At 59.4% G+C, this 22,572-nt stretch carries 19 protein-coding genes and 7 pseudogenes; 16 read left to right on the forward strand and 10 right to left on the reverse strand.

Going from position 1 to position 22,572, the window contains the following annotated elements:
* Positions 1 to 479: 479 nt before the first annotated feature.
* The 3 genes from IVB05_RS43485 to IVB05_RS08945 form a co-directional block, all read right to left on the reverse strand.
* Entirely contained in the window at positions 480 to 611 is a 132-nt protein-coding gene (locus IVB05_RS43485) for a hypothetical protein (protein ID WP_256473225.1), read from the reverse strand.
* Positions 612 to 637: 26 nt separating this feature from the next.
* Positions 638 to 1,120 carry an SAM-dependent methyltransferase gene (locus IVB05_RS08940; protein WP_247783888.1) on the reverse strand — a complete coding sequence of 161 codons (483 nt, stop codon included), beginning with the start codon at positions 1,118 to 1,120 and terminating at the stop codon, positions 638 to 640.
* A gap of 67 nt (positions 1,121 to 1,187) precedes the next feature.
* Positions 1,188 to 2,207 carry a Fic family protein gene (locus IVB05_RS08945; protein ID WP_247786629.1) on the reverse strand — a complete coding sequence of 340 codons (1,020 nt, stop codon included), beginning with the start codon at positions 2,205 to 2,207 and terminating at the stop codon, positions 1,188 to 1,190.
* Between the two features lie 4 nt (positions 2,208 to 2,211).
* On the opposite strand from IVB05_RS08945, the gene IVB05_RS08950 reads away from it, so the two are divergent.
* Positions 2,212 to 2,469 carry a hypothetical protein gene (locus tag IVB05_RS08950; RefSeq protein ID WP_247783889.1) on the forward strand — a complete coding sequence of 86 codons (258 nt, stop codon included), beginning with the start codon at positions 2,212 to 2,214 and terminating at the stop codon, positions 2,467 to 2,469.
* A gap of 143 nt (positions 2,470 to 2,612) precedes the next feature.
* Here IVB05_RS08950 and IVB05_RS08955 read toward each other — a convergent pair whose 3' ends face one another.
* The 6 genes and pseudogenes from IVB05_RS08955 to IVB05_RS08980 form a co-directional block, all read right to left on the reverse strand.
* Entirely contained in the window at positions 2,613 to 2,972 is a 360-nt protein-coding gene (locus IVB05_RS08955; RefSeq protein WP_247783890.1) for a hypothetical protein, read from the reverse strand.
* Positions 2,921 to 3,328 (reverse strand): ThiF family adenylyltransferase, encoded by a 408-nt coding sequence (locus IVB05_RS08960; protein ID WP_346771875.1) that lies wholly within the window; start codon positions 3,326 to 3,328, stop codon positions 2,921 to 2,923. Before IVB05_RS08960 ends, IVB05_RS08955 begins: the two co-directional genes overlap by 52 nt.
* Positions 3,261 to 3,620 carry a hypothetical protein gene (locus IVB05_RS08965; RefSeq protein WP_247783891.1) on the reverse strand — a complete coding sequence of 120 codons (360 nt, stop codon included), beginning with the start codon at positions 3,618 to 3,620 and terminating at the stop codon, positions 3,261 to 3,263. Before IVB05_RS08965 ends, IVB05_RS08960 begins: the two co-directional genes overlap by 68 nt.
* A gap of 221 nt (positions 3,621 to 3,841) precedes the next feature.
* The gene (locus IVB05_RS08970) at positions 3,842 to 4,390 is read right to left on the reverse strand and encodes a hypothetical protein (RefSeq protein ID WP_247783892.1); all 549 of its coding nucleotides are present in this window, start codon (positions 4,388 to 4,390) and stop codon (positions 3,842 to 3,844) included.
* Positions 4,391 to 4,725: 335 nt separating this feature from the next.
* A complete protein-coding gene (locus tag IVB05_RS08975; protein ID WP_247783893.1) occupies positions 4,726 to 5,517 on the reverse strand; it encodes a hypothetical protein in 792 nt (263 codons plus the stop codon).
* 102 nt (positions 5,518 to 5,619) lie between these two features.
* Positions 5,620 to 5,804, reverse strand: a pseudogene (locus IVB05_RS08980) (chorismate-binding protein); the annotation flags it as partial.
* 409 nt (positions 5,805 to 6,213) lie between these two features.
* Between IVB05_RS08980 and IVB05_RS08985 the strand changes: the two are divergent.
* The 3 genes and pseudogenes from IVB05_RS08985 to IVB05_RS08995 all read left to right on the forward strand — a co-directional run.
* A pseudogene (locus IVB05_RS08985) lies at positions 6,214 to 6,395 on the forward strand (aminotransferase class V-fold PLP-dependent enzyme); the annotation flags it as partial.
* A gap of 205 nt (positions 6,396 to 6,600) precedes the next feature.
* Positions 6,601 to 8,028: an MATE family efflux transporter gene (locus tag IVB05_RS08990; RefSeq protein WP_247783894.1), complete on the forward strand. Its 1,428-nt coding sequence runs from the start codon at positions 6,601 to 6,603 to the stop codon at positions 8,026 to 8,028.
* An 866-nt stretch (positions 8,029 to 8,894) separates the two neighbouring features.
* Positions 8,895 to 9,165, forward strand: a pseudogene (locus IVB05_RS08995) (transposase); the annotation flags it as partial.
* Positions 9,166 to 9,167: 2 nt separating this feature from the next.
* Here IVB05_RS08995 and IVB05_RS09000 read toward each other — a convergent pair.
* Positions 9,168 to 10,550 (reverse strand): IS110 family transposase, encoded by a 1,383-nt coding sequence (locus IVB05_RS09000; RefSeq protein ID WP_247783895.1) that lies wholly within the window; start codon positions 10,548 to 10,550, stop codon positions 9,168 to 9,170.
* A 234-nt stretch (positions 10,551 to 10,784) separates the two neighbouring features.
* Between IVB05_RS09000 and IVB05_RS09005 the strand changes: the two are divergent.
* The 12 genes and pseudogenes from IVB05_RS09005 to IVB05_RS09060 form a co-directional block, all read left to right on the forward strand.
* Positions 10,785 to 11,332 (forward strand): annotated as a pseudogene (locus tag IVB05_RS09005) (DDE-type integrase/transposase/recombinase); the annotation flags it as partial.
* A 457-nt stretch (positions 11,333 to 11,789) separates the two neighbouring features.
* Entirely contained in the window at positions 11,790 to 12,674 is an 885-nt protein-coding gene (nifH, locus tag IVB05_RS09010) for a nitrogenase iron protein (protein ID WP_247783896.1), read from the forward strand.
* A 148-nt stretch (positions 12,675 to 12,822) separates the two neighbouring features.
* Positions 12,823 to 13,464 (forward strand): annotated as a pseudogene (locus IVB05_RS09015) (nitrogen fixation protein NifQ); the annotation flags it as partial.
* A 259-nt stretch (positions 13,465 to 13,723) separates the two neighbouring features.
* The gene (locus tag IVB05_RS09020; protein ID WP_247783897.1) at positions 13,724 to 14,017 is read left to right on the forward strand and encodes a hypothetical protein; all 294 of its coding nucleotides are present in this window, start codon (positions 13,724 to 13,726) and stop codon (positions 14,015 to 14,017) included.
* A 169-nt stretch (positions 14,018 to 14,186) separates the two neighbouring features.
* A pseudogene (nifV, locus tag IVB05_RS09025) lies at positions 14,187 to 15,372 on the forward strand (homocitrate synthase).
* A 787-nt stretch (positions 15,373 to 16,159) separates the two neighbouring features.
* A complete protein-coding gene (nifW, locus tag IVB05_RS09030) occupies positions 16,160 to 16,501 on the forward strand; it encodes a nitrogenase stabilizing/protective protein NifW (RefSeq protein WP_247517997.1) in 342 nt (113 codons plus the stop codon).
* Between the two features lie 528 nt (positions 16,502 to 17,029).
* Positions 17,030 to 17,801, forward strand: a pseudogene (locus tag IVB05_RS09035) (electron transfer flavoprotein subunit beta/FixA family protein).
* 18 nt (positions 17,802 to 17,819) lie between these two features.
* Positions 17,820 to 18,929 carry an electron transfer flavoprotein subunit alpha/FixB family protein gene (locus IVB05_RS09040; RefSeq protein WP_247783898.1) on the forward strand — a complete coding sequence of 370 codons (1,110 nt, stop codon included), beginning with the start codon at positions 17,820 to 17,822 and terminating at the stop codon, positions 18,927 to 18,929.
* Between the two features lie 25 nt (positions 18,930 to 18,954).
* Positions 18,955 to 20,262 carry an FAD-dependent oxidoreductase gene (locus IVB05_RS09045; protein WP_247513650.1) on the forward strand — a complete coding sequence of 436 codons (1,308 nt, stop codon included), beginning with the start codon at positions 18,955 to 18,957 and terminating at the stop codon, positions 20,260 to 20,262.
* Positions 20,263 to 20,299: 37 nt separating this feature from the next.
* Positions 20,300 to 20,596, forward strand: a complete 297-nt coding sequence (locus IVB05_RS09050; protein WP_247783899.1) for a ferredoxin family protein — start codon at positions 20,300 to 20,302, stop codon at positions 20,594 to 20,596.
* 402 nt (positions 20,597 to 20,998) lie between these two features.
* The gene (locus tag IVB05_RS09055) at positions 20,999 to 21,292 is read left to right on the forward strand and encodes a type II toxin-antitoxin system Y4mF family antitoxin (RefSeq protein ID WP_247518000.1); all 294 of its coding nucleotides are present in this window, start codon (positions 20,999 to 21,001) and stop codon (positions 21,290 to 21,292) included.
* Positions 21,289 to 22,572 carry a type II toxin-antitoxin system HipA family toxin gene (locus IVB05_RS09060; protein ID WP_247783900.1) on the forward strand — a complete coding sequence of 428 codons (1,284 nt, stop codon included), beginning with the start codon at positions 21,289 to 21,291 and terminating at the stop codon, positions 22,570 to 22,572. Before IVB05_RS09055 ends, IVB05_RS09060 begins: the two co-directional genes overlap by 4 nt.

Genomic DNA, 22,572 nt, shown 5'->3' on the forward strand with positions numbered 1-22,572 from the left:
GCGGATTCGACTCGCTGCTCAGGGCGCGATCGCAGATGCGCCCGACGAATTCGGCTTGTCGATGGCCAGAAGCGAAGACAGCGATTGGAAGGTGAAATCGGCCGCCTGGAAGTTTTCGCTAGGTGCCCGGTCCCGGAGAAACCCAAACATTCGCGTGAGTACGCCGTGAATCTATGAGGTTATAAGTTCCTAGCGAGCGCCATCCTTCAAAATCTGATCTGATTTTCCTGAAGAATTCGCCGGAAATTGTCCCACTCGCCGTTGGGGGGATAATGATGTTCACTTTCTGAGCTTTTCCATTCCGGAGTCGGCGAGCCTGCGGCGCTGCGCGGCGCGTGTGTAGCGCTCGACCTTTTCAAGACTCTGGTGGCCAGTGATCGCCATGATCTCGTGCGCGGTTGCGCCGCGTTCGGCAAGACGGCAGGCGCCGCCTTGCGCAGATCATGTGCCGAGCAGTGGGGCAGATCGGCCTGACGGCACTAGTCCTTGAACTTGTTGCCAAAGCCGTTTGCCGTGTGCGCCTTGCCGAACTCGGTCACGAGATAGGAGAGATGTTGTGAGGCAACCGCATCAAGCTGCGCTACAGATAAAACGATTATTGGGGATTTCATTCAGCGCGTCCCACAATGCACTACGCCTAGCCGCCCTCTAATCTTGAACCCGTATTCGCGAGCCAGCATTTTGCGAAGCAATGCGTGCGACAACGTCGCGAGACCTGCATCGATCTCAATTCCATGCACGCTCTTGAGTGCGCTTTGCAGGCGTTTTCCACCGAACAACCACGCTCAATACTCTTACTAACCAGATGGCGTACGATAGGTGTGATAAACGACCCACCGCCGCAGGCTGGGTCCAATACTATTGGATGGTCAAATCGACCCAGTATGTGTGCGCTGGCTTCCATCACAGCCTGCGACAGAACAGGAGGTGTGAAATAAGCTGAGAGTTGCTGCCGTTTCTTTTCGCCGATGAGCAACGAGTATGCGCTTGCTATGGCGTAGTCGCGCTCGTCGGGCTCTGCCGTTGCAAAGTCATGAGCAATCTTCTCCAGCAAAGAGAGCTGCTCAATTTCGGTCGCCAATTTTCCGCAAAAAGCAGATTGCGCCATCATGTTTGGCAAGTATCTTTTTCCGTTCTCTACGTATCTATGCAAAAAAATCCTTCGTCATGTCGCTTTAACTTAACGCTTATCCCGGAAATAGCCCCGGCATCCAGCGGGACGCGAGGCGAGCAGGGAAGGCAAGATAGAGCGGCGCGCGCGGGCTTTCGGAGGTCAGCACTTCGGCATCAAGCAAGGCCGATGTGACCCTGCGGGCACTGCGCTCGCTTGTTTGCAGCAGCGTTGTGACATCGCCGCGTGGCAACTCACCCCGGAATAAAAGCGCTTCCAGCACCGCACCGGATTTTTGGGGCAGGAGGTTGGCGCGCGTTTTTTCTTCGGCCCAGATCAGGATGCGGTTGCGCAGCTGATCAGGCTGTACGAGGCCTTGCATGAAGGCTACCTGATCGATGCAGGTCTGCAGGAAGAAGATCGCGAATTCCGCCAACGCTTCTTCACTCAGCGTGCCGCGTCCGTCGAGATCATTGCGGCGCTGCATGTCGCACGCAGTAAGGTGTTGCTTGTAGGCCGCCTCGTTGCGGGCAAGGCCGCGCGCAATCGACCATATGCCGCCGGTATCGAGCGTTTCCCGCTGCATGGCATAGGACATGAGCCGGGCGACACGGCCATTGCCGTCAAGGAACGGGTGAATCCAGAGCAGGCGGTGGTGAGCGCAGGCCGAGGCAATGATCGCGTCGGTCTTGCCGAGCTTTGCGTAGGCTTCTTCGCAGCGCGTCAGGAAGCGTGGGAGCGCGCCAGGACTGACCGGCACATGGCGGCCTACCGCCACGTCGCGGTCGCGCAGTTTGCCGGCGATGACCTGGATGCGTTCCTTGGTGTCTGGATTTTCAACCCAGAGCAGTTCTTCGGGAAGCAGCTCGCAGAAGCGGCGGTGAACTTCGATGATGCCTTCCTGCGTTGTGGCGCGCCCGTTCAGGCCTCCTTCATCGATCCACTCCTGCACAGCGATATGGGCGATAGCTTCCTTCTGCAGGTCGCGTTTCTTGGGGTCGGCGCTATAGTCGTTGTTGAGGGCGCGTTCGATGTCGACCGGATGCGTATCGTGGCCCTCGATCAGGTTGCTGTAGTAGCAATTCATCGAGCGCACCAACTTGGCCAGCGAGGTGATGACGCCGTTCGGCAGGCTGTGCTTGAAAGCGGCTGACTTTGCCGCCAGCTCTACCGTCAAGTCTGCGAGCTGGGTCCGGCGGCTGGAACTCTCCGATACCAGCATTGGTTCCATCAGGCCGGTGCTCTCGCCCCGATCTGGGACCGCTGATTTGGCCGGTTCTTTGCCCTGTTTTATGCCGCTCATTTTTACAACGATAGCAGCAACTTACGCCGCGTTCCAGACCTTTTTATGGACCTGATATTGGCCGGATAATTGGCCGCTTTGGCATTCTCCGCATATGATGCGGCGAATATGGCGCTATTCTCCGCATAAGTCGCGCTGAATATCATCATCTTGCGCCCGCGTGGGCGAGGCCCACAGAGCTGCACTACCGCAGCTTCTTCAGCCGCTGCTCACGAAGCTGCGGCATGCGCAGGAAACGCCGGCATCGGCATCTTCCGGCTTGCCGCGAATGGCGGTGCAATAATAGCAGTCCGGCTTCGGCTTCGCCGTAGTGAGTTTGGGTACGTGGCCGTAGTAGTTGATAAGGCGCTGCGGCTCTCTCATACCGGTGACTGCGACCATGAACTCGGTTGCGGCGAGCGCGGCGACGACGCCATTGATGGGGGACACTGAAGGCCCGGTCTCGCGCAGCGCATCTATCGGCACGCCATAGATCGCGGCGCGGCCCGCCTTCTCGGTGTCCGTGCTCAGATATGCCTCGACATCGCGAGGATCGAGCACGTCGAGGCAGTGCAGCACCCGCCGCCCTGCCAAGCGACGCAGATGCGCCCGCCGTATACGCCTGCTTCCGGCACGTCTGATGCGATATCGACATAGTCCTTTGCAAAGGCCGCGCAGAGCTCGTTCAGGATTGATCGCGGGCCATCCTCATCAAAGCAGCCAAACACCCAATCGGCCTGACTCACGGCAGCGAACGCTTCCTTGCTAATCAGGCTTGCCCTCACCGGCGTGACGCGAATGGTGGGATCGATCTCGCGCATGAGACGCGCGGCCAGTTCGATTATCGGACTGCCAGGCACAGGATCGTCATGTCTTGCGCCGACGAAGCGGTTGCGATTCGTTTCGTCCAGCTCCTCGTCGTCGACCAGCGTGATGCCGCCGACGCCGGGACAGGTAAAGCATCCCTGAAATCACACCTCTTTCTTTGGCGCGGATATCGGCCATGACGACTGTGTTGTTGGCGGTCTGGAATACGGCGTAGCCGGCAGTGATGATGACGAGCGGGCCTACCTGACCTAGGGCCGGTACCAGCAAGCGCTCACGTCGGTATGTCGTCTGATCATTTTCACGTCTATGGCGAAATTGCTGCCGGCGTTTGAGGTCGAATCTCGTGAAGCCTTCGCACGGCGTGATCCCAAGATTGTCTATCCCGATTACTTTGAACATCTTCCTAATTCGGTTCTTGAAGGCGAACGGGCTCCAGGTCGACCTAGCGGTACTGTTAGTGGCAAGTAGCGGACGCGTCGCGACTGCGCTGAACGTGTCCGGTCCCGGGCGGATTGTGTTGCAAACCTCGAAAGTTACTGGCCGACGAATTTCTCGCGAAAATAGAAGCGGGAAGCAATCGCCCATTCGTACACCCGCCATCGTCGATCGCGCCGCGATAATCAGAACGATCCCGGCGAAAGTCGGACAAAGAAGATGCCAGGGCGACAACAGTGGAAATGCAAAGCTGCTGATTCCAGCCGCTGCCGATATGGCGGCGCATTGCCCAGAAGGCTCAATTCGCAAAAATGACATTCGCTGTCTGACCAAGACCAGAAAAGCGCCTTTCGTGGAGCAATTCTACAGCGACCATACCTATCATCTGACGAGGCCCAGGACACCATCCATTCCATATCTGCTCCTATCAATCGGCTTTCACACTGCGTTATTTTAGCCTTTCTGGAAAATGCCGCTTTTACAAACGAAAGTGAACGGTTGCGCAGCTCCCTCAGGTAACCCTCCGGATCTTCATTAAGTGTTGGAAAATGGAGGAGAGACTGCTTGGGAGTTTGGTGGGGAGTTGAATGGCTCTTCGTCTCGTCTTGAAATGTGCCCTTCAGTGCGGTCTTTCCCTCGACCAGCATGTTGTACTCAGAAAGGTGGGGATGCTGTTCGTTGCTCAGCTGCTGAAAAACATCCCGCGGCATAGGGTCATCGACGTCTTTTCCCAACAATGCCTGCAGCTAGTTGTTGTTCGCTGCACCTTGCCGAGCGCAGAGGGATATGTGCCTTCCCAAATATCGCCGCCTGAGTGGCATTCAAATCCAGGAGAAATTCCTGGACAAATCGCTGCTGTTTTACGGTCAGCCGCCAGGCGGCGAGACGTCGCACGCGAATAGTTGTCGCACAAACAACTACTGCATTTCCCTACATGGGAATTGACGGGATGGACGGATTCATCAAGCCCGCGGAGAGTACGCGCGGGGCAATTGCTCCGGCCATGCACTACGAATCGTGTATCCGGTGACCTGTAGCATTACTTCGCCGGCAATGTACTGACAGCCCATCACAATGTGGCCGGTTTCAACTCGTCCAGGCTGGTCGGCGGAATACGATTCTCAACGTAGCGGGGAAGGGTCGCAATCATTTGCGAGACGCGGTCGCTATCGAACGCGCTATGCTGCTCCTTGAATTGGCTCGCCGCCGCTCCGAGGTCGTGTCCGCGTCGCCTATATTCCTTTTCCGTGGCACCGTCAGCCAAGAGACCGCCTTTAATTGAACGTTCGGCTCCGATTAAGGCTGATTGGATTGCGCCTCTAAAGTCGAAGGCGGCGCTCAAGGTAGCGGCGGCAGCCTGGAGTTGGACGGCCGCAAGCCAGAAGAGCTCAAGTGCTGTGTCGGGTGGACGTTTATAGCTGCGAGGTGTCCCAGCAAAATCCATGGTGTCCGAAAACTGATCCAAAAAGCTCTGATAGTCAGCGGGTCTGATAGCCAACCACGCGAGCTGGTTTTTCGTTAAGTCGGTCAGGGTGAACGGATCAAGCTTCACCGTTCCGTACGCAAACGGAATGTAGATACGGGCGAATACATCACGGAACATAAAGATGCCGCCGTGCACCCCGCCCATCCCTAGATCCTTCTGGCGATACTTGGAGGAGTGGACGGAAAGGATTTCGGCGACCATCGGATGAGCGCCGCTACCGAATAGGACATATCCATCGTAGCCGAGGTTCTTCATCACCTTGGAGGTGACTCCGCAGGCCGCGCTGATTGGGAGCCGCTCCCTCATCCAAAGCTTCGTCGTCGGCCGCGATGACAAGGTCGCGGAGATCTCTTTCGAAATTGCTGACGTGCTCATCTGTGGTCTTTTGAGTTCTTAGTCAGTGGCACACATTGTCGATTTCCATAATAATTTTCATCGCACCTTTGGCAAACCCGTACTGGAGCCGCCGGGAAATCATCCTCGAAGTAAGGTAACGATGACTTGTCTCCTGCAAGGTCACTCGCAACGATCGAGACGAGGTGGTGCACTGAGGCATAGGATACGAGGTGGCACAACGCTGGAACCTCGACCGAATGCGGAGCGCAAACGCGTGAGAGATCGTTACGCAGGAGGTCGACAATCATAATGTTCTCAGCACGGTCGAGCGCGCTGCAGGAGCCGGATGGCAGTACCTATTTCAATGCCATTCGATGCGAAAGTTCAGTTTAGCTGATTCTGCGTTGGTGAGCTCGGGGAGGATGTCATATCGATCTTGTCGACGTCCGTCTGTTGGGATTCTTGCGGTGCAAAATGCCGAATTTCTGCGCGCTTTGGGCGCGTCTCTGACGCCGACTGTGGGATTTGCGACATGCCGTCGGGCCCAGGACACGTCCGATTGAGCAAATAGCCTTTACAAATCAAGCTCTCGCAGCTGGCACAAGCCTTGAAAAGGAGATGTCACCCAGCATCGGATGCTGAAGGAATCGCAGTTGATGGCTCATAAGATTGTCGCCTCTCAGTTCACGTATGCGTCGCGTACGAATTCGGCTGCCCCAGCGCCACTATCCGTCTCAGTGCGCGCTCGCGCACGATTTCGCCACTGTGATCGACCACGACGCGATCGCGGTTCGCGCCGGCACCGATCGCGCGATGCCGATGACCGACCGTTTCGGCGGGCCAGCTACCTGCCGCGTCTTCTTTGCGCCAACACGCGCCAAAAAGTCGATGCGCTGGCGGAGGCACTGATCAAGGCCTCATCAGCGGGCGAGCAGGCCGCCAGACCCCAAGGTCAACGGCAATCCAAGCCGATGGCGCGCCTTGTCTGTGACGCGGAGCTGCCCAAGGGGTGCGCGTGAGTCCGCATCGGCAGGCTATCGCGAATTCAGGGCGGGGAAGAGCGTCTTCTCGGTGGAACAAAACGTCGTTTGCGGCCGAGGCAAACCGAACAGCATGATTTCCATGGACAAAATAGCCGAAACAAAACCGGTATCAGCTTTGCGGCACGGAATGACGAGACGGGCGGCTGGCCATCACCTCACTATCGAGCTCAGCGAAACTGCGAAGCTCGCGTGGCCGATGGTGTTGACCCAGCTTGCGCAGGTCGCGATGATGACGACAGATCTTGCCTTTATCGGGCACATCGGGCCTGAGGCGCTCGCCGCGGCCGCGCTGGCCATCACGCTCTATCTCGTCAGCTTCACCTTCGGCGCGGGCCTGCTGGCGCCGATCGCACCTTTGGCGGCGCAGGCGTATGGGGCCGCGAAGCTTGCTATGGTACGGCGCGCGGTGCGCACGGGGCTGTGGGCGGCGCTGATGCTATCGTTCCCGATCATAGCGTTTGCGTTTCGCGGAGAGCAAATACTGCTCGCTTTCGGTCAGGCCCCAGACGCGGCGCGACTCGCCCAGCAATATCTGTTCGGACTGGCCTTGGGCGTGGTGCCGGCGCTATGGCTTCAGGTCATCCGTAACTTCATGGGCGCGGTCAACCGGCCGGAGCCGATCTTGTGGATCACGGTGGCGGCCATCCCCCTCAACGCCCTTCTCGTGTATCTGCTGGTCTATGGGAAGCTCGGGCTGCCGCGACTTGAGCTGTTCGGGGCGGCGCTTGCGAGCACGCTGGTGAACTGTGCGATGTTCCTGGCCGGTTTGTGGTTCGCCACAATGCGTCGCCCGTTCCGTGACTACCACGTGCTTGCAGATCTCTGGCAATTCGATTGGCCCTTCTTTCGACAGCTGATCGTGATCGGAACTCCGATTTCAATCGCCTCCCTGATGCAGTACGGAGTTTTGTCGGCTGCCGCGCTCCTGGCAGGCCTGATCAGCACAAGCGCACTCGCTGCTCATCAAATCGCGCTTCAGATCACCGTGATTATATCCATGATCTCTTTCGGCATCAGCATGGCGGCGGCCGTGCGCGTTGGCCATGCAGTCGGCCGCAACGACGGTCCCGGCATCAAGCGGGCAGGCCTGGTCGCGATGCTGCTCGGTATCGTAATCGCTGCATTGCTGACGGTTGCGGTGATCGCCGCGCGTTTTGAGATCGCCGAGGTATTTCTGGACAAATCGGCCGGAGATGCCGACGCGACGATCGGACTGACTACAAAGCTCCTTATGGTCGCCGCGAGCTTTTTTGTCACTGATGCCGCGCAGAGCATTGCGGCGGGTGGTCTGCGGGGACTGAAGGACACTCGGGTGCCGCTTCTGTTCGTCGGTATTGCTTATTGGCTGATCGGCTTCTCACTTGGCTACGTGCTTGGTCTGAAGATCGGGCTTGGCGCGATTGGTATCTGGATTGGCTTGTCAATCGGGACAGCCATCTACGCGGGGCTCCTCGTCCTGCGTTTCCAACTGCTGGCGAGCGGGCTTGCCCTCAGAGCCGTCACTTGATCCGTAAATCACAGTTATTGGCGAGCGAGAATCCAGTAACGCGAGGCTACTTAAGGGTTCGCTCCGCCTTCCCGTTCGATTCGGAAGACGATGCTGCTGTCGGGTAATCTTATCATTTTGGCTAAGCTTACTTGTCACACGCATCGATCCTGTTCCAATCTCATTGTGGCCGCGCTGACTTTGAGTCGTGGTTTCTAGTGGATCACCGATTGCCGCTTCCTCTGGCCCACCGGTACACAGTGGATTTATGATCTCGCCCTCATAGGTGCGAAGACGGCGCGAGCAGATGCTGGTCTGCTATCCGCATTATCGATCCTCGAAGTATATTTGCGATCAGCCCGGCATTCGTGTCGGGTTTTTCGGCATCTTAGTTCGTGTTCTTGGTCGGCCAATTGACAGACGGACCTCCAAATACGTTCATTGTCTGGCCGCTCTGAAGTGGATCGGCTGATGTAAGGTTTTATTTCGATTTCCACGATGCCAGTGGCATCCTTAGAGACGACGCTGGCGAGGAACTGCCAAGCACTACCATCGCATGGAAGGAAGCGCTCGGTCGGTCAAGCAGTTAAGGACTTGACGTACCGAGGGTCAGAGGGACGCATTGTGGTCGAGGTCCACAACGGTGAAGGGCCTAATCCTCAGAAAAGTAAGACACCCCTCGTTTGCAGGCTCACAGGAGGCTTGTTCGTTAAGCGGCCTACACGATCTCGATTGCGGGTTCTTGGCCCGGACCAACCACATCCGAATCGAATGGCCTAATCCGGCGCTCGACTACCCCAGACACAACCAACAGAGCCGGGTCCGCAAATTTGAACAGGTCGATGAGTGGAGTTTCTGCCTGGCAGCGGGCACGCTAGTGCCTGCGAATCAGGAGCGACGATGAGCAGACGAGCGCGCGCCGGAACCACTCACCGGCCTTCAAGACGAAGGTGGCGCTTGCCGCCGTCAAGGGCGGCAGACGATAGCCCAGCTTGCCGAGCAGTTCGAGTGCACCCCAATCAGATTACGGCGTGGAAGGCGCAGCTGGAGGGTGGCGCTTCCGGAGTTTTTGGACGTAGGAGCGCTGTGCCGGCCACGCCTGCGACCGATGTGAAGTCGCTGCATGCCAAGACCGGGGAGCTGACGCTGGAGAATGATTCCTAAGAAACGGCAGCACCTACTTTCGGCTCCAAGGTCTGGAGAACAAAGCCGAATGCCTTGGCACGCCGATGCAAATTGTTGACCACTCGCGTCCGGTAACGTGTCTCGTAGGACGAGGCCCCGGGATCGACATAGTCCATTCCGTATCGCACAGCATTGTAGAACAGAACTGCGATCTTGCGGGCCGTGGCGGTCACGGCCTTGGCCTTGCCGATACGCGCTGAGAGCCGTCTATAAAAGGCGCCGAGCGCGGTGTCTGTACGACCCACGGTCACGGCAGCAAGGCGTAGAAGTGCCGCCGCCCGGCCGCCGGATCGGCGCGTTCGGGACGAGAGCATTTTGCCGCCGGAGACCTTGTTGCTCGGCGCCAGTCCCAGCCAGGAGGTAAAATGCTTTGCACTTGGCCACGAGGAGAGGTCGTCGCCGCATTCAGCGATCAGCTTCAGCGAGAGGTAAGGACCGAGGCCGTCGATCGTGGTGATGTCCTTTCCGAGCAACGCGAACAGCGCCTCGCGGACGTCGAAAGCTAGAGCGTTCGCCTGATCGGTTCGATTCCGACGCCGCGAGGCCCGCGGCGCTGATCCATGGCCATGACCGCGATGGATGCTGAGTTCCTTCAACACGGCTTCGATCCGGGCGTCGCAGGCAGATGCCTTCTCGTGGTAGGCGTCGTAAAGCGCAAGTGCCTGCTCGAGCGCAAACAGATGCTCGGCGCGGTAGCTTCCGGTGAGCGCCTTCGCGATCGTCTCGGCGCTGGAGTGGCAACTGTAATGGCGCAAGCACGCCAGCGCCTCAGGATCGCGCTCGCCGGCAAGGATCGCGCGTATGATACGCAGGCCGGTCGCGCCGGTGATGTCGGCGACGACGTGGTGCAGCTGAAGATTCATCTCCGTCAAGGCCTTCTGCATATGCTTGATGTGTGAGGCCGCGTACTCCAGCAGACGCTCGCGCTGACGCACGTAGGCTCGCAGCTCGGCAATCTGCCCTTTGGGCCGAAAGCTGGCCCGCAGCAACCCGAATGAATGGAGCCGCTGCAGCCATTGCGCATCGCTGACATCGGTCTTGCGCCCCGGCACGTGTTTGGCATCGCGCGCGTTGACAAGAAACACGGTAAATCCCCGGGCATCGAGAAGCTCGAAAATCGGAATCCAGTAGACGCTGGTTGATTCCATGACGACGGTCTTGACGCCGCATTCAGTAAACCAGTCGACCAGCCGATGCAGATCGGCCGTGAAGGTACCGAAGCTGCGGACTGGCTCCGGTGCGCGATCTGCCCTCACGGCAGCCATATGCATAGTCGCTCCGACGTCGATGGCAGCCGCGTTCGGGTGCACCATCGGCATCTTACCACCGTTCCTCGACTTCGATCTTTTGGGGTTCATCTCCAATCCTCCTGCTGACGGCGGCGGAAGGGCTGGGCTGCGCTATTGGTCAGATTCCTAAACGGGATCGCCGGATGGCGTCACCACTCTCAAGTGCGCAACAACCCATGGACCAGGTTTTTTTTTAACGGGGTCACGTGCCACCAAAATCGTATCGGCCGCTCCCTTCCGGTCGGCAATCTAGCGCCGGCCCGTTTCTATGCCACAGGGGGAGCGCAGCGCCGCGCATAGTTTTTTTTTAGAAGGAGCGCTCACCAAGGTGAGATTGCTGAGCGCAAAGCGATGATCGACCGCGAGCATGATCTGTCGATCACCAGGCAGGTGGGAGTTTTGCAGATCAGCCCGCGGCAGCTTTTATTACCTGCCGCGGCCGGTGCCGGACGCCGATTTCGCGATCATGCGGCGTCTCGACCGGCTGCATCTGGAGTTTCCCTTCGCCGGTTCGCAAATGCTGAGACGCCTGCTGGCTGCCGAGGGGTGCAAGATCGGCCGCCGGCATGTGAAGACACCGATGCGGCGGATGGGATAGAGGCGCTCTATCGCCGTCCGCGCACCACCAGACCCGAGCCCGGCCACAAGATCCATACCTGCTGCGCGGCATTGAGATCACGCGACCGAACCAAGTCTGGGCGATGGACATCACCTACATCCCGATGGCGAGTGGCTTCGTCTATCTCGCCGTGGTGCTGGACTGGGCAACACGTCGTGTTCTGTCGTGGCGGCTGTCGATCACCATGGAAGCAGTCTTCAGCGTCGAGACGCTGGAGGATGCCTTGGCTCGCCGAAGAAGCGGCGCAGCGCCTCACGCACCACGGCTCCTCCACGAGATCCTTGGCAATCACCTTGTGGCCCGCGGCCTGCGGCTTAAGTCGGTTAGCAAGTTTCCTTCCGCACACGGGCATACCGAAATGGCCTACGGCGCGAGTCTCCTGCCGGTTGGAGCGCTGTAATCGTTGTTCGCTTACTGACAACGGCAGAGCTGCTGTCACCTTCAAAACAGCTGTCGCCTGAAGCTGGGCTATGTTTTTGAAAGCGAAATCAGAAGCTTAAACAGCAAGAACAGCGCTGGCATGGCGGTTGCTAGTAGGTTGCCGCAACACTGACTGAGGGCTGAGTGCACGCCGACGCGCAAAGACTAGCGATGCTCTCCTTCCCTGAACCCGTGTGCCCTGTTTCTAAGAAGAAACAAGCTCGCGCGCAAATCGCGCAATCTTTGGCAATCGGTTGATGGAGAGCAACATGGCTTCACTGAGACAAATCGCATTCTACGGCAAGGGTGGCATAGGCAAGTCGACCACCTCACAGAACACGCTGGCGGCGCTGGCCGAGATGGGCCACAAGATCCTGATCGTCGGCTGCGATCCCAAGGCAGACTCGACCCGTCTGATCCTGCACGCCAAGGCCCAGGACACTATTCTGAGCCTGGCGGCGAACGCCGGCAGCGTCGAGGACCTCGAAATCGAGGACGTGATGAGGGTCGGCTACAAGGACATCCGCTGTGTGGAGTCGGGTGGCCCGGAGCCGGGTGTGGGGTGCGCCGGCCGCGGCGTCATCACCTCGATCAACTTCCTGGAAGAGAATGGCGCCTATGAGGACATCGACTACGTCTCCTACGACGTGCTCGGCGACGTCGTCTGCGGCGGCTTTGCGATGCCCATCCGCGAGAACAAGGCGCAGGAGATCTACATTGTGATGTCCGGTGAGATGATGGCAATGTATGCCGCCAACAACATCTCCAAAGGCATCCTGAAATATGCCAACTCCGGCGGCGTGCGGCTCGGCGGCCTGATCTGCAACGAGCGGCAGACCGACAAGGAGCTTGAGCTGGCGGAGGCGCTGGCCAAGAAGCTCGGCACCCAGCTGATCTATTTCGTGCCGCGCGACAACGTCGTGCAGCACGCGGAACTGCGCCGCATGACCGTGCTGGAATATGCGTCGGACTCCCAGCAGGCCGATCACTATCGCAATCTCGCGACTAGGATACACAACAATGGGGGCAAGGGCATCATCCCGACCCCGATCTCCATGGACGAGCTCGAGGACATGTTGATGGAGCACGGCATCATGAAGCCGGTCAACGAGTCCATCGTCGGCAAGACCGCCGCCGAACTCGCCGCCTCGTAAAGAGAGCGCGCGAATGAATGCCGGCCTCCTCGATCTTGGCTCTGGGAGGCCGGCGTTCTGGCGAAGATTTGGCGCCAGCACCGGATTCGCCGAAGCATGCTTGACCGTAGTGGATTCGTAAAGCGATGTTCGAAGTACAATCGTTCCGATGAGTTTCACCAGAGTGCCTGACGAGAGTGGCGAGCCACATACCGCAATTGCGACCTATCAGCTGCTCACAGGCTGCCATCCCGCAAAGGCCGACATCAATAGCGACACCGATTTCGATCGCCACGTGCTGGCGTCCATTCTGGCCGCCGCCGCGATGGAGCGCGGGTGGATTTCCGACAAGGCCGGCCTGTCCAGCGAAGAGCTGGCGGCATTGCTGGAGCAGCACTTTCCGTCGATTCGGATCAATGCCGAGCAGCAGCTGTTGGATTTCAAACGCGATGAGAACGATGAGGTCGCAACGTTGCGTGATCTCCTGCTCGCGCAACGGTCGACCAAGGGGGAGACCGGCCGCTGGCTGACTGCAATGATCGCGCGTCGCGCCCTCGAGCCAAATCACTTATGGGAAGATCTCGGATTGCGCGATCGTGACGAACTCTCCCGCCTGTTAAGCCGTCATTTCGCGCCGCTCGCCGCGCGCAATATCAACAATATGCGCTGGAAGCGCTTCTTCTATCGAACCCTATGCAAGGACGATGGCCTCGTGATGTGCACGACGACGGTGTGCACGCAATGTAACGACTTCAACCTCTGCTTTGGCGATGAGAGCGGCGAGAGCCGGATGGCAGAGCGGCGGCGAGACGCTCTGTTGCCGGCGGATGCCCTAGCTGAGGCGCGCCGAACGGATCGTCTGTTGGCGAGCCTTCCTGTCGAAAACCGCGCCGGTCCTGGGGGATTCGACGACGTACAGGTGGACGCGGCTGAGGCCGATTTTAGCGGGCTAGGCCCCGAGGCCGGCTGCAAGGATCTGTTGCTCAAGGTCGGGCTACGGACGACGCGCCAGCGCGTGATCATAAGCGAGTTGTTGTTTACCAGGGGGCAACCGGCATGTTACCGCAGAGATGCTGTTTGCCGAGGCGCGCGGCGCCGGCTTTCCGGTCTCGCAGTCTACCGCCTACAACACATTGAACCAGTTCACGGAAGCGGGTTTGTTGCGCCGGATTGGTCCCGACGGGGTACGATGGTTTTTCGACACCGACACCACGCCGCATCCGCATTATTATCTGCAGGGAGAGCATATCCTGCTCAACATTCCCGAAGCCGATCTCCTATTTGCAAACGCGCCTGAGGCGCCGCCGGGCCACGAAGTTTCCCGCGTCGATCTGATCATTCATCTGCGCCGCAAGCCGAGTTGATCGAAGTATCGCGCCGAAGGTAAGCCGGCCCGTCGGTTTTGCGACGCTGTCGCGTTTGCAACAGCCGGGCTGCCGTGAAAATTGGCGCTTTCTCAGTGAATTAAGTCGAATGCTGACTTGGCATGCGGGTTGCTGAAACCTTCTTTGGCAAGAGCAACAAGGAGCCCCCATGACCGCCGCCGCCGCTGCGAAATCTCCATGGTCCGACACGGCTCGGACCAAGCCGATCGTGCTCACCGACACGACGCTGCGCGATGGCGAGCAGGCCCCGGGCGTCGCCTTTACCACGGCCGAAAAGGTAGCGATCGCGCAGGCGCTGGCACGGGCCGGAGTCACTGAGATCGAGGCGGGGACACCCGCCATGAGCAGTGGAGATCGCCGCCATCCGCGCCATTGTCGAAGCCGACCTGCCGCTCACTACCATTGGTAGGTGCCGGATGCGTGAAGCCGATATCGACGCAGCGATCGAGGCCAAGCTGTCCATGGTCAATGTGTCGATCCCGGCCTCTGACGTGCAGATTGCCGCCAAGCTTGGCGGTGACCGCGAGCTGGCACTGGAGCAGGTGAAGCGGGTGGTCGGTTATGCCCGCGAGCAGGAGCTTGAGGTCGCTGTCGGTGGCGAGGACTCCTCCCGCGCCGACGTCAACTTCCTCATCACGCTGATCGCAACTGCAAAGGCCGCCGGCGCGCGGCGCTTCCGCATTGCCGATACGCTCAGCGTGCTCGATCTCGACTCCGCCTTCGCACTGATCGGGCGTCTGCGCGCGACAACCGATCTCGACCTCGAATTTCACGGCCATGACGATCTTGGGCTCGCGACCGCAAATACGCTTGCCGCCATCAAGGGCGGCGCGAGCCACGCCTCGGTGACTGTAATCGGACTGGGCGAGCGGGCGGGAAATGCGCCGCTGGAGGAAGTCACGGTCGCGCTCAAACGGCTCTACGGGCGCGAAACCGGCATCGTGCTGCCGGAGCTCGAGAAGGTAGCCGCAGTCGTCGCAGCCGCGGCTACATGTGCGACTCCTCTGAACAAGGCGATCGTGGGTGGGCATGTGTTCACTCATGAATCCGGCATTCATGTCGATGGCTTGTTGAAGGATCAACGCACCTATCAGTCGCTCGACCCGCAATTGCTCGGCCGCTCCAACCGCATCGTGATCGGCAAGCATTCCGGGCTTTCGGCAATCACCTCGCTGTTTAAGGAGTTGCAGCTCGCCGTCAACGCAGAGGAGGCGAGGCGGATCTTGTCGCGGGTGCGCCAACATGCCGTCGAGCACAAGGGGCCGGTGCCGCGCGAGACCGTGGTGGCGATCTGGCGCGACGTCTGCGAACGATCGTTGACCGACTGCGCGTGAGGGCCATGTCCAGCATCGTTACCACCGATCCAGTTGCAGCTATCTCTCCAGGGCGAAAGCGCTCGCTGCGCGCGCTGATTCGCGGTGACATTGGTTATGTGTCTCTGCGCGGTCGCTCGGCGCACAATCAGCTCGCGAAGTTGCTGACCTATCGCGCTCATCCTTACCGTGATCTGCTGTTGCACCACGAGCCCTCTCTGGACAGCCGGCTGGCGAATTCCGGAGCGGCCGTTGTTCCGGTTCGGCCGCTTCCTGGCTCATACCGACATCCATCCTGGCGCGACCGTCGACCTCTTCTTCATCGACGTGACGGCTGTGTCGTGATCGGCGAGTGCCGAAGTGGCTAGGAATTTAATGCTCTATTACCGCATCAGCCTTGGTGGCGTGTCTTGGTCGCGGTGTAAGCGCCAGCCTACCCTAGAGGACTGCGTGATGGTCGACGCCAGCAAAAAAGACCATGGGTCCGATCACGGTCGGATGCGGCGCGCGCATCCGAGCGACAATTCACTTATCATCGAGAGCCGTCCGACGTCACCGTGGTCGGCATCCCGGCACGCGCGTGCGGTCGCAGCGGAGCCATCGCTGCTTTATCGGCGATTTCGACCTCGACCGTCATCTGATGCTGTTTCCGGCGACGCGATCGCCGTCCTGTTCGACCCATTTCGAGTTTCTGGAGGCGCGATTGGCCATACGCAGCGTCGCCTGCGCGAGGCGGGGCTGCCGCGAGGCGACCAGCCTATTCCGGGTCCCGAGCAGGGGTCGGCGACCTAACCCAGGGAGATATTCGATGAGCGACACACAATCGGCTGCCGGCATCCTCTATCAACTCAACAAGGCCTGCTCGGCGGAGGATTTTTTTGCCCTTCTCGGCGTCGACTACGACCCCAAAATCGTCAACGTCGCGCGCCTGCATATCTTAAGGCGCATGGGGCAATATCTCGCCAAGGAACAATTCGCCGGTGCCGCGGAGGCAGAGGTGACGGCGCGGTGCAAGGCGGTACTGGAGCAGGCCTATGCCGATTTCGTAGCGTCATCACCGATCGAACAGCGGGTGTTCAAGGTGTTGCAGGATGCGGTCGCGGAGCCCAAGAAGCCGGCGGCCTTCGTGCCATTGAGTGCGCTGAAGTAACCCCGCGCATCACTTCAGTGACGGTTAGCAACTAACCATGTCGGATCGGCGCGTTAACCCGTCTTGCTCTTAATGGAGATCAACTCCATGCAGCAACGCGCGAAGTGGCGTTGTCGCATTCCCGACTATGTCGGACTTGAACTGCAGGCGATTTCGACAGTCAGTTTATCAACTTCTCGCAACGCATTGGTTTCACACCAAGTTTTCGATGGCGCCGCAACTGGTACAACACTTGCTGTTCTCCGACTAAGTCCGCCATTGACGCCGAGTTGACCGAATTATCGGCTGTCCGAGATGAGATTCGGAGCAAGACCAATGATGTTGTTGTTAATGCTCGCTACTCGCGCCGGGATGATCTTGTGGGTCACGTTCGCGATAATGCCGTTAGAAATTGCCTTTAACGCCATTGAGGCCGGGATTGAGCGGGAGATGGCCGCCAATGGGTAACTCGCGCGTCCACGGTACCTCTGGAGCAGTATCGTTTGGGTCAAGGAGATCCCGGACTCTGCGGAGGTCCGCGTGCACCCCGTGACCAACACCCCCATGCGCCAAGAGGGCCGACCATCATCAACCCCTACGACCTGTTCGCGATGGAAGCCGCGCTCGAATAGCGTGACCGATTTGGCGACGAGATCATCATGCTCACAATGGGGCCGCCATCGACTGAGAACTCCCTGCGCAAGGCGCACTTTCGGTGCCGATCGTCCAGTGCTGCTGACCGACCACTTCTTTGCCGGCGCCGACACGCTGGCCACGACTTACGCGTTCGCGACCGCGATCCGGAAAATCGGTGATTGGTTTAGCACGCCCGATATCATCTTCACCGGCAAGCAGACCATCGACGGCCACACCGCTCAGGTAGGGCCTGACATGGCTAGGCGGCTCGGTCTGTTGCAGCTCACCTATGTCGCCAAAATCGCCGGGCTCGAGCTCACCTCCCGCCCCGTCGACGCGGAGCCGCGCGCCGACGGCGTGCAGGGGGTGCACACAAACCTGCCCTGCCTGATCACTAGGCTGGAATTGACGAACCAGATTTGCGGCGGCCTCGATGGTCGACCCCCGTGCGCGGCACGGGCGCCGGTGGTGAAATCGAGCGCGCAGCAAGCCGGCTTCGAGGACGTCTCGAAATGCGGTGCCTGCGCGGCTCACCGACCATCGTCAAGTGGGTCTTTGCGCCTAGCCGCGCGCCGCCAAGGCGGTGCTGGTGGAAGCTGCCAAGCAGCCGGCGGAGCCGCTGACCGAACGCATCTTCGAGCGCAAACCGAAATCCGAAGCCTATCTTGCGGCGCTGGTGCGCTGATTGTGAGGAGTTTGAGCCATGAGTAGCGTCATCAAAGGTCCCACGCCTGCCGCCGGCGGCCGCGCAGCAGCGAAGAAAGAATTGCCGGAGCACTTCAAGGCCTACAAGCATATCTGGGTCTTCATCGAGCAGGAGCGCGGTCAGGTGCATCCCGTCTCCTGGGAACTCTTAGGTACGGGCCGCAAGCTCGCCGACAAGCTGAAAGTCGATCTCGCCGCGGTTGTAATCGGCCCGGAGGGCGAGGCGACGCGCAGCGCCGCCCTCGAATCCTTCTGCTACGGCGCTGATCTTGTATATCTCGTGGCCGACAATGTGCTATCGGAGTATCGCAACGAGTCGTACACCAAGGCGCTGACCGATCTCGTCAACACCTATAAGCCCGAGATCCTGCTGTTGGGCGCCACCACGCTCGGTCGCGATCTCGCGGGCTCGGTCGCGACAACGCTACTGACGGGTCTCACCGCCGACTGCACCGGACTCGACGTCGACGCGGATGGTTCGCTTGCGGCCACGCGTCCGACCTTTGGTGGCACGCTACTTTGCACGATCTACACCTTGAATTACCGGCCGCAAATGGCAACCGTTCGCCCACGCGTCATGCCGATGCCCGAGCGCGTCGCACGCGATGCCGCCCGTATCATCATTCATCCGCTTGCCCTCGTCGAAGACGAAATCGTCACCAAGGTCCTATCGTTCATCCCGGATCGGGATTCCGCAAAATCCAACCTCGCTTATGCCGATGTCGTTGTCGCCGGCGGCTTGGGCCTGGGATCGCTCGAGAATCTTCAGTTGGTGCGGCAGCTCGCCGCCATGATTGGAGCCGAATTTGGCTGCTCGCGACCACTGGTACAGAAGGGCTGGGTCGCCTCCGACCGGCAGATCGGACAAACCGGCAAGACCATACGGCCAAAGCTCTACATCGCTGCCGGCATTTCCGGTGCGATCCAGCACCGCGTCGGCGTCGAGGGCGCGGACCTGATTGTCGCCATCAACACTGACAAGAACGCTCCGATTTTCGACTTCGCCCATATCGGCATCGTGACCGATGCGATTCATCTGCTGCCGGCGCTCACGGCCGCATTTCGTGCACGGCTGTCGCCGCATTCGCGCGACCGCATTGCGAGCTAGCGCCACTAGTGAGAAGGAGAGGCTCATGATCGAAGAACGTTTCGACGCCATCGTGGTCGGCGCGGGCATGGCGGGCAATGCCGCGGCGCTGGCCATGGCCAAGCGGGGCATGAAGGTGCTGCAGCTCGAGCGCGGCGAATATTCGGGATCGAAGAACGTGCAGGGCGCGATCCTCTATGCCGACATGCTGGAAAAGCTAATCCCGGACTTTCGCGAGGACGCGCCGCTCGAGCGCCATCTGGTCGAGCAGCGGTTTTGGATGATGGACGATCGCTCCCATGTCGGCCTGCACTACTGCTCCGACGAGTTCAATGAGCAGCGGCCGAACCGCTACACCATCATCCGCGCGCAGTTTGACAAATGGTTCTCCTCGAAGGTACGCGAGGCCGGCGCGACGGTGCTGTGCGAGACCACGGTGACCGAGCTCGCGCAGGATGCCAATGGCAAGGTCGTCGGGGTGCGCACGGATCGCGGCGACGGCGAAGTCCATGCGGATGTCGTGGTGCTGGCCGAGGGCGTCAACGGCCTGCTCGGCACGCGTGCGGGTCTGCGCGAGCGTCCCAAGCCTGATAAGGTGGCACTCGCGGTGAAGGAAATGCACTTCTTGCCGCGCGAGACCATCGAGGAACGGTTCAATCTTGAAGGCGACGAGGGCGTCGTGATCGAGGCGGCCGGCACCATTTCCCGCGGCATGACTGGGATGGGCTTCATCTATGCTAACAAGGAGTGCATCTCGCTCGGCATCGGCTGTCTCGTCGCCGACTTCCAGCGCACGGGCGAGACGCCCTATGGACTGCTCGATCGCTTCAAGCGGCATCCGTCCGTGGGGCGGCTGATCAAGGGTTCCGAGGTGAAGGAATATTCCGCGCATCTGATCCCTGAGGGCGGCTACAAGGCGATCCCGCAGCTTTATGGTGAGGGCTGGGTGGTGGTGGGCGATGCGGCGCAGCTCAACAATGCCATTCATCGCGAGGGCTCTAACCTCGCGATGACCTCGGGCCGCATCGCGGCCGAAGCAATCTCGCAGGTGCGGTCGCGCCGGGCTCCCATGAGCGCTGAGAATCTCGCGCTCTACAAGAGGATGCTGGACGACTCCTTCGTGATCAAGGATCTGAAGAAATACAAGGATATGCCGACGCTGATGCACACCAATTCGCAAAACTTTTTTCTCACCTATCCGCAGCTCGTCTCTAGGGCGATGCAGAACTTTGTGCGCGTCGACGGCACGCCAAAGACTGAGAAAGAGAAGGTGACGTTGAAATCCTTCGTTAATGCGCGGTCCTGGATAGGTTTGTTCGGCGATGCATTCCGCCTCGCTCGCGCCTGGCGCTGATCAGCCAAATTCGATGCCGAACCCAAGGAGCTGAAACATGACTGTCGAGCCCTCCGTTCGCGTTGAGGATAAGTTGTTCTACAACCGATATCTTGTCGACGTTGGTCGTCCCCACATCAAGGTACGCTCGCACACCGAGCCATCGCCGCAGCTACTTGCGCTTTTGAAAGCTTGCCCCGCGCGCTGCTATGAGCTCAACGACAAGGGCCAGGTCGAGGTCACCGTCGACGGGTGCATCGAGTGCGGCACCTGCCGCGTTATCGGAGAGCCCACCGGTGACATCGAATGGAGTTACCCGCGTGGGGGATATGGGGTGTTATTCAAGTTTGGGTGAAGGCTGTACGACAGGCGGCGTGTGCTCGCCATGGATTGAGACGATCTCGCGGCGGATACAGTTTCGCCTCGCACCGCTTGCGAGACTGAGATTGGAGCAAAGCTCGAACTCTGGGTGAGGGGGACTCTCCGCGAACTCATCGCTGTAATTCGGCGGATACTTCTCACGGACATCACCAAACGGGGAAACCGCCGAATGAGGCGGCCTGATCCAGCTTAGGCTCGCGAGCTTTTCTTCCGTGAAGCCGTGCGAAGTCGCACCTATCTTATTGAAAAGATGGTCATTTTACAATAATGTCGGCGATCGACGACATTCGCAGATGTCGCCGAACGGTAACTTTTCTTATTGTAAGCGAACGGTGACATCTGCTATTGTAGGCGAACGCTGACATTTGGATCGCCCATGCTCATACGCACACCTGCCGACCTAGGCGCCGTTATTCGCGACAGACGCAAGCGTCTCAAGCTCGATCAGTCGACACTGGCCAAACGCATTGGCGTCAGCCGTCAATGGGTGATCGATATCGAGCATGGTCACCCGCGCGCCGAATTGGCTCTCGTGCTCCGCGCCCTTGACGCTCTTGGCATCCTTTTGGATGCAAGCAGCGAGTCCAGTACTAGTACTAGTCGCGTCTCGGCACCATCCGCCGTCGATATCAACGCCATCGTCGCCAAAGCCAAAAAGGGCAAAGCATGACGAACGAACTTGTCGTGCTCTTGGATGGCAAGGAAGTTGGCCGCGTGCGCAGCGATGCGCGCGGCCGGCTGACCTTTATCTATGATAGCAACTGGCGCGGCACGCAGGGAGCTTATCCCCTATCACTCTCGATGCCGCTTGCCGCCGAGCAACATGGTCCCGCGTCCGTTCAGGCCTTCCTGTGGGGACTTCTGCCCGACAATGAGCGTGTGCTTGATCGTTGGGCCAAGAAATTCCAGGTCTCCGCCCGCAACGCCTTTGCCCTCATCTCTCACGTAGGGGTGGATTGCGCCGGTGCGATCCAGTTCGTCACGCCCGATCGGTTGGAAGCCTTGAGAACAGGCGAAAACGACAAGATCGAATGGCTCGGCCCGCCGGAAATCGCCAAACGGCTCCAGGCCTTGCGAGAGGATCACGCTGCCTGGCGTTTGCCGCGGGACACCGGCCAATTCAGTCTCGCGGGCGCCCAGCCGAAAACGGCTCTTCTTTTGAAAAAGGGCCAATGGGGTATTCCGTCTGGGCGCGTTCCGACCACGCATATCCTGAAACCGCCGACAGGCCATTTCGACGGACACGCCGAAAATGAGCACGTTTGCCTATTGCTCGCGCGCAATCTGGGCCTCCCGGTCGCAGACACCAAAGTGATGCGGTTTGAAAACGAAGTTGCCATTGTGGTCGAGCGCTATGATCGGCAACTCAGCGGAAACGACATCATCCGAATCCACCAGGAAGATGTCTGCCAAGCAATGGGCATCCCGCCGACGAAGAAATATCAGAACGAAGGTGGACCGACGCCAGCCAATGTGATCGACATCCTGCGTACCAACTCGACCGACCGCGCGGCCGACGTTCAGACCTTCGTTAGCGCCCTCGGCTTTAATTGGCTCATCGGGGGGCCTGATGCGCACGCCAAGAACTACTCGTTGCTTCTGGCGGGCGGTCCCCATGTACGTCTTGCGCCGCTCTACGATGTCGCCAGCATTCTTCCCTACGACGATGTGGACATGCGCAAGATCAAGCTCGCAATGAAAGTTGGAGGTGAATACAAGCTGGACTTAATCGGCTTGCGCCAGTGGCAAAAGTTTGCCCGCGAAACGCGCATTGATACGGACGAACTTATTGCCAGTCTGATCTCAATGGCTGAGCAGATTCCCGACCTCGTGACTGACATTCGCGCGCGAGCGCTAGAGGAAGGATTAGACAATGCCGTCATCGGACGGTTGGCCAAGGCATTGAGCACAAGAGCGCGAGATTGCGAACGTCTTCTGAGGGGCGGCTAG

It is taken from the genome of Bradyrhizobium sp. 170 (assembly GCF_023101085.1).
Taxonomy (GTDB): Bacteria; Pseudomonadota; Alphaproteobacteria; order Rhizobiales; family Xanthobacteraceae; genus Bradyrhizobium.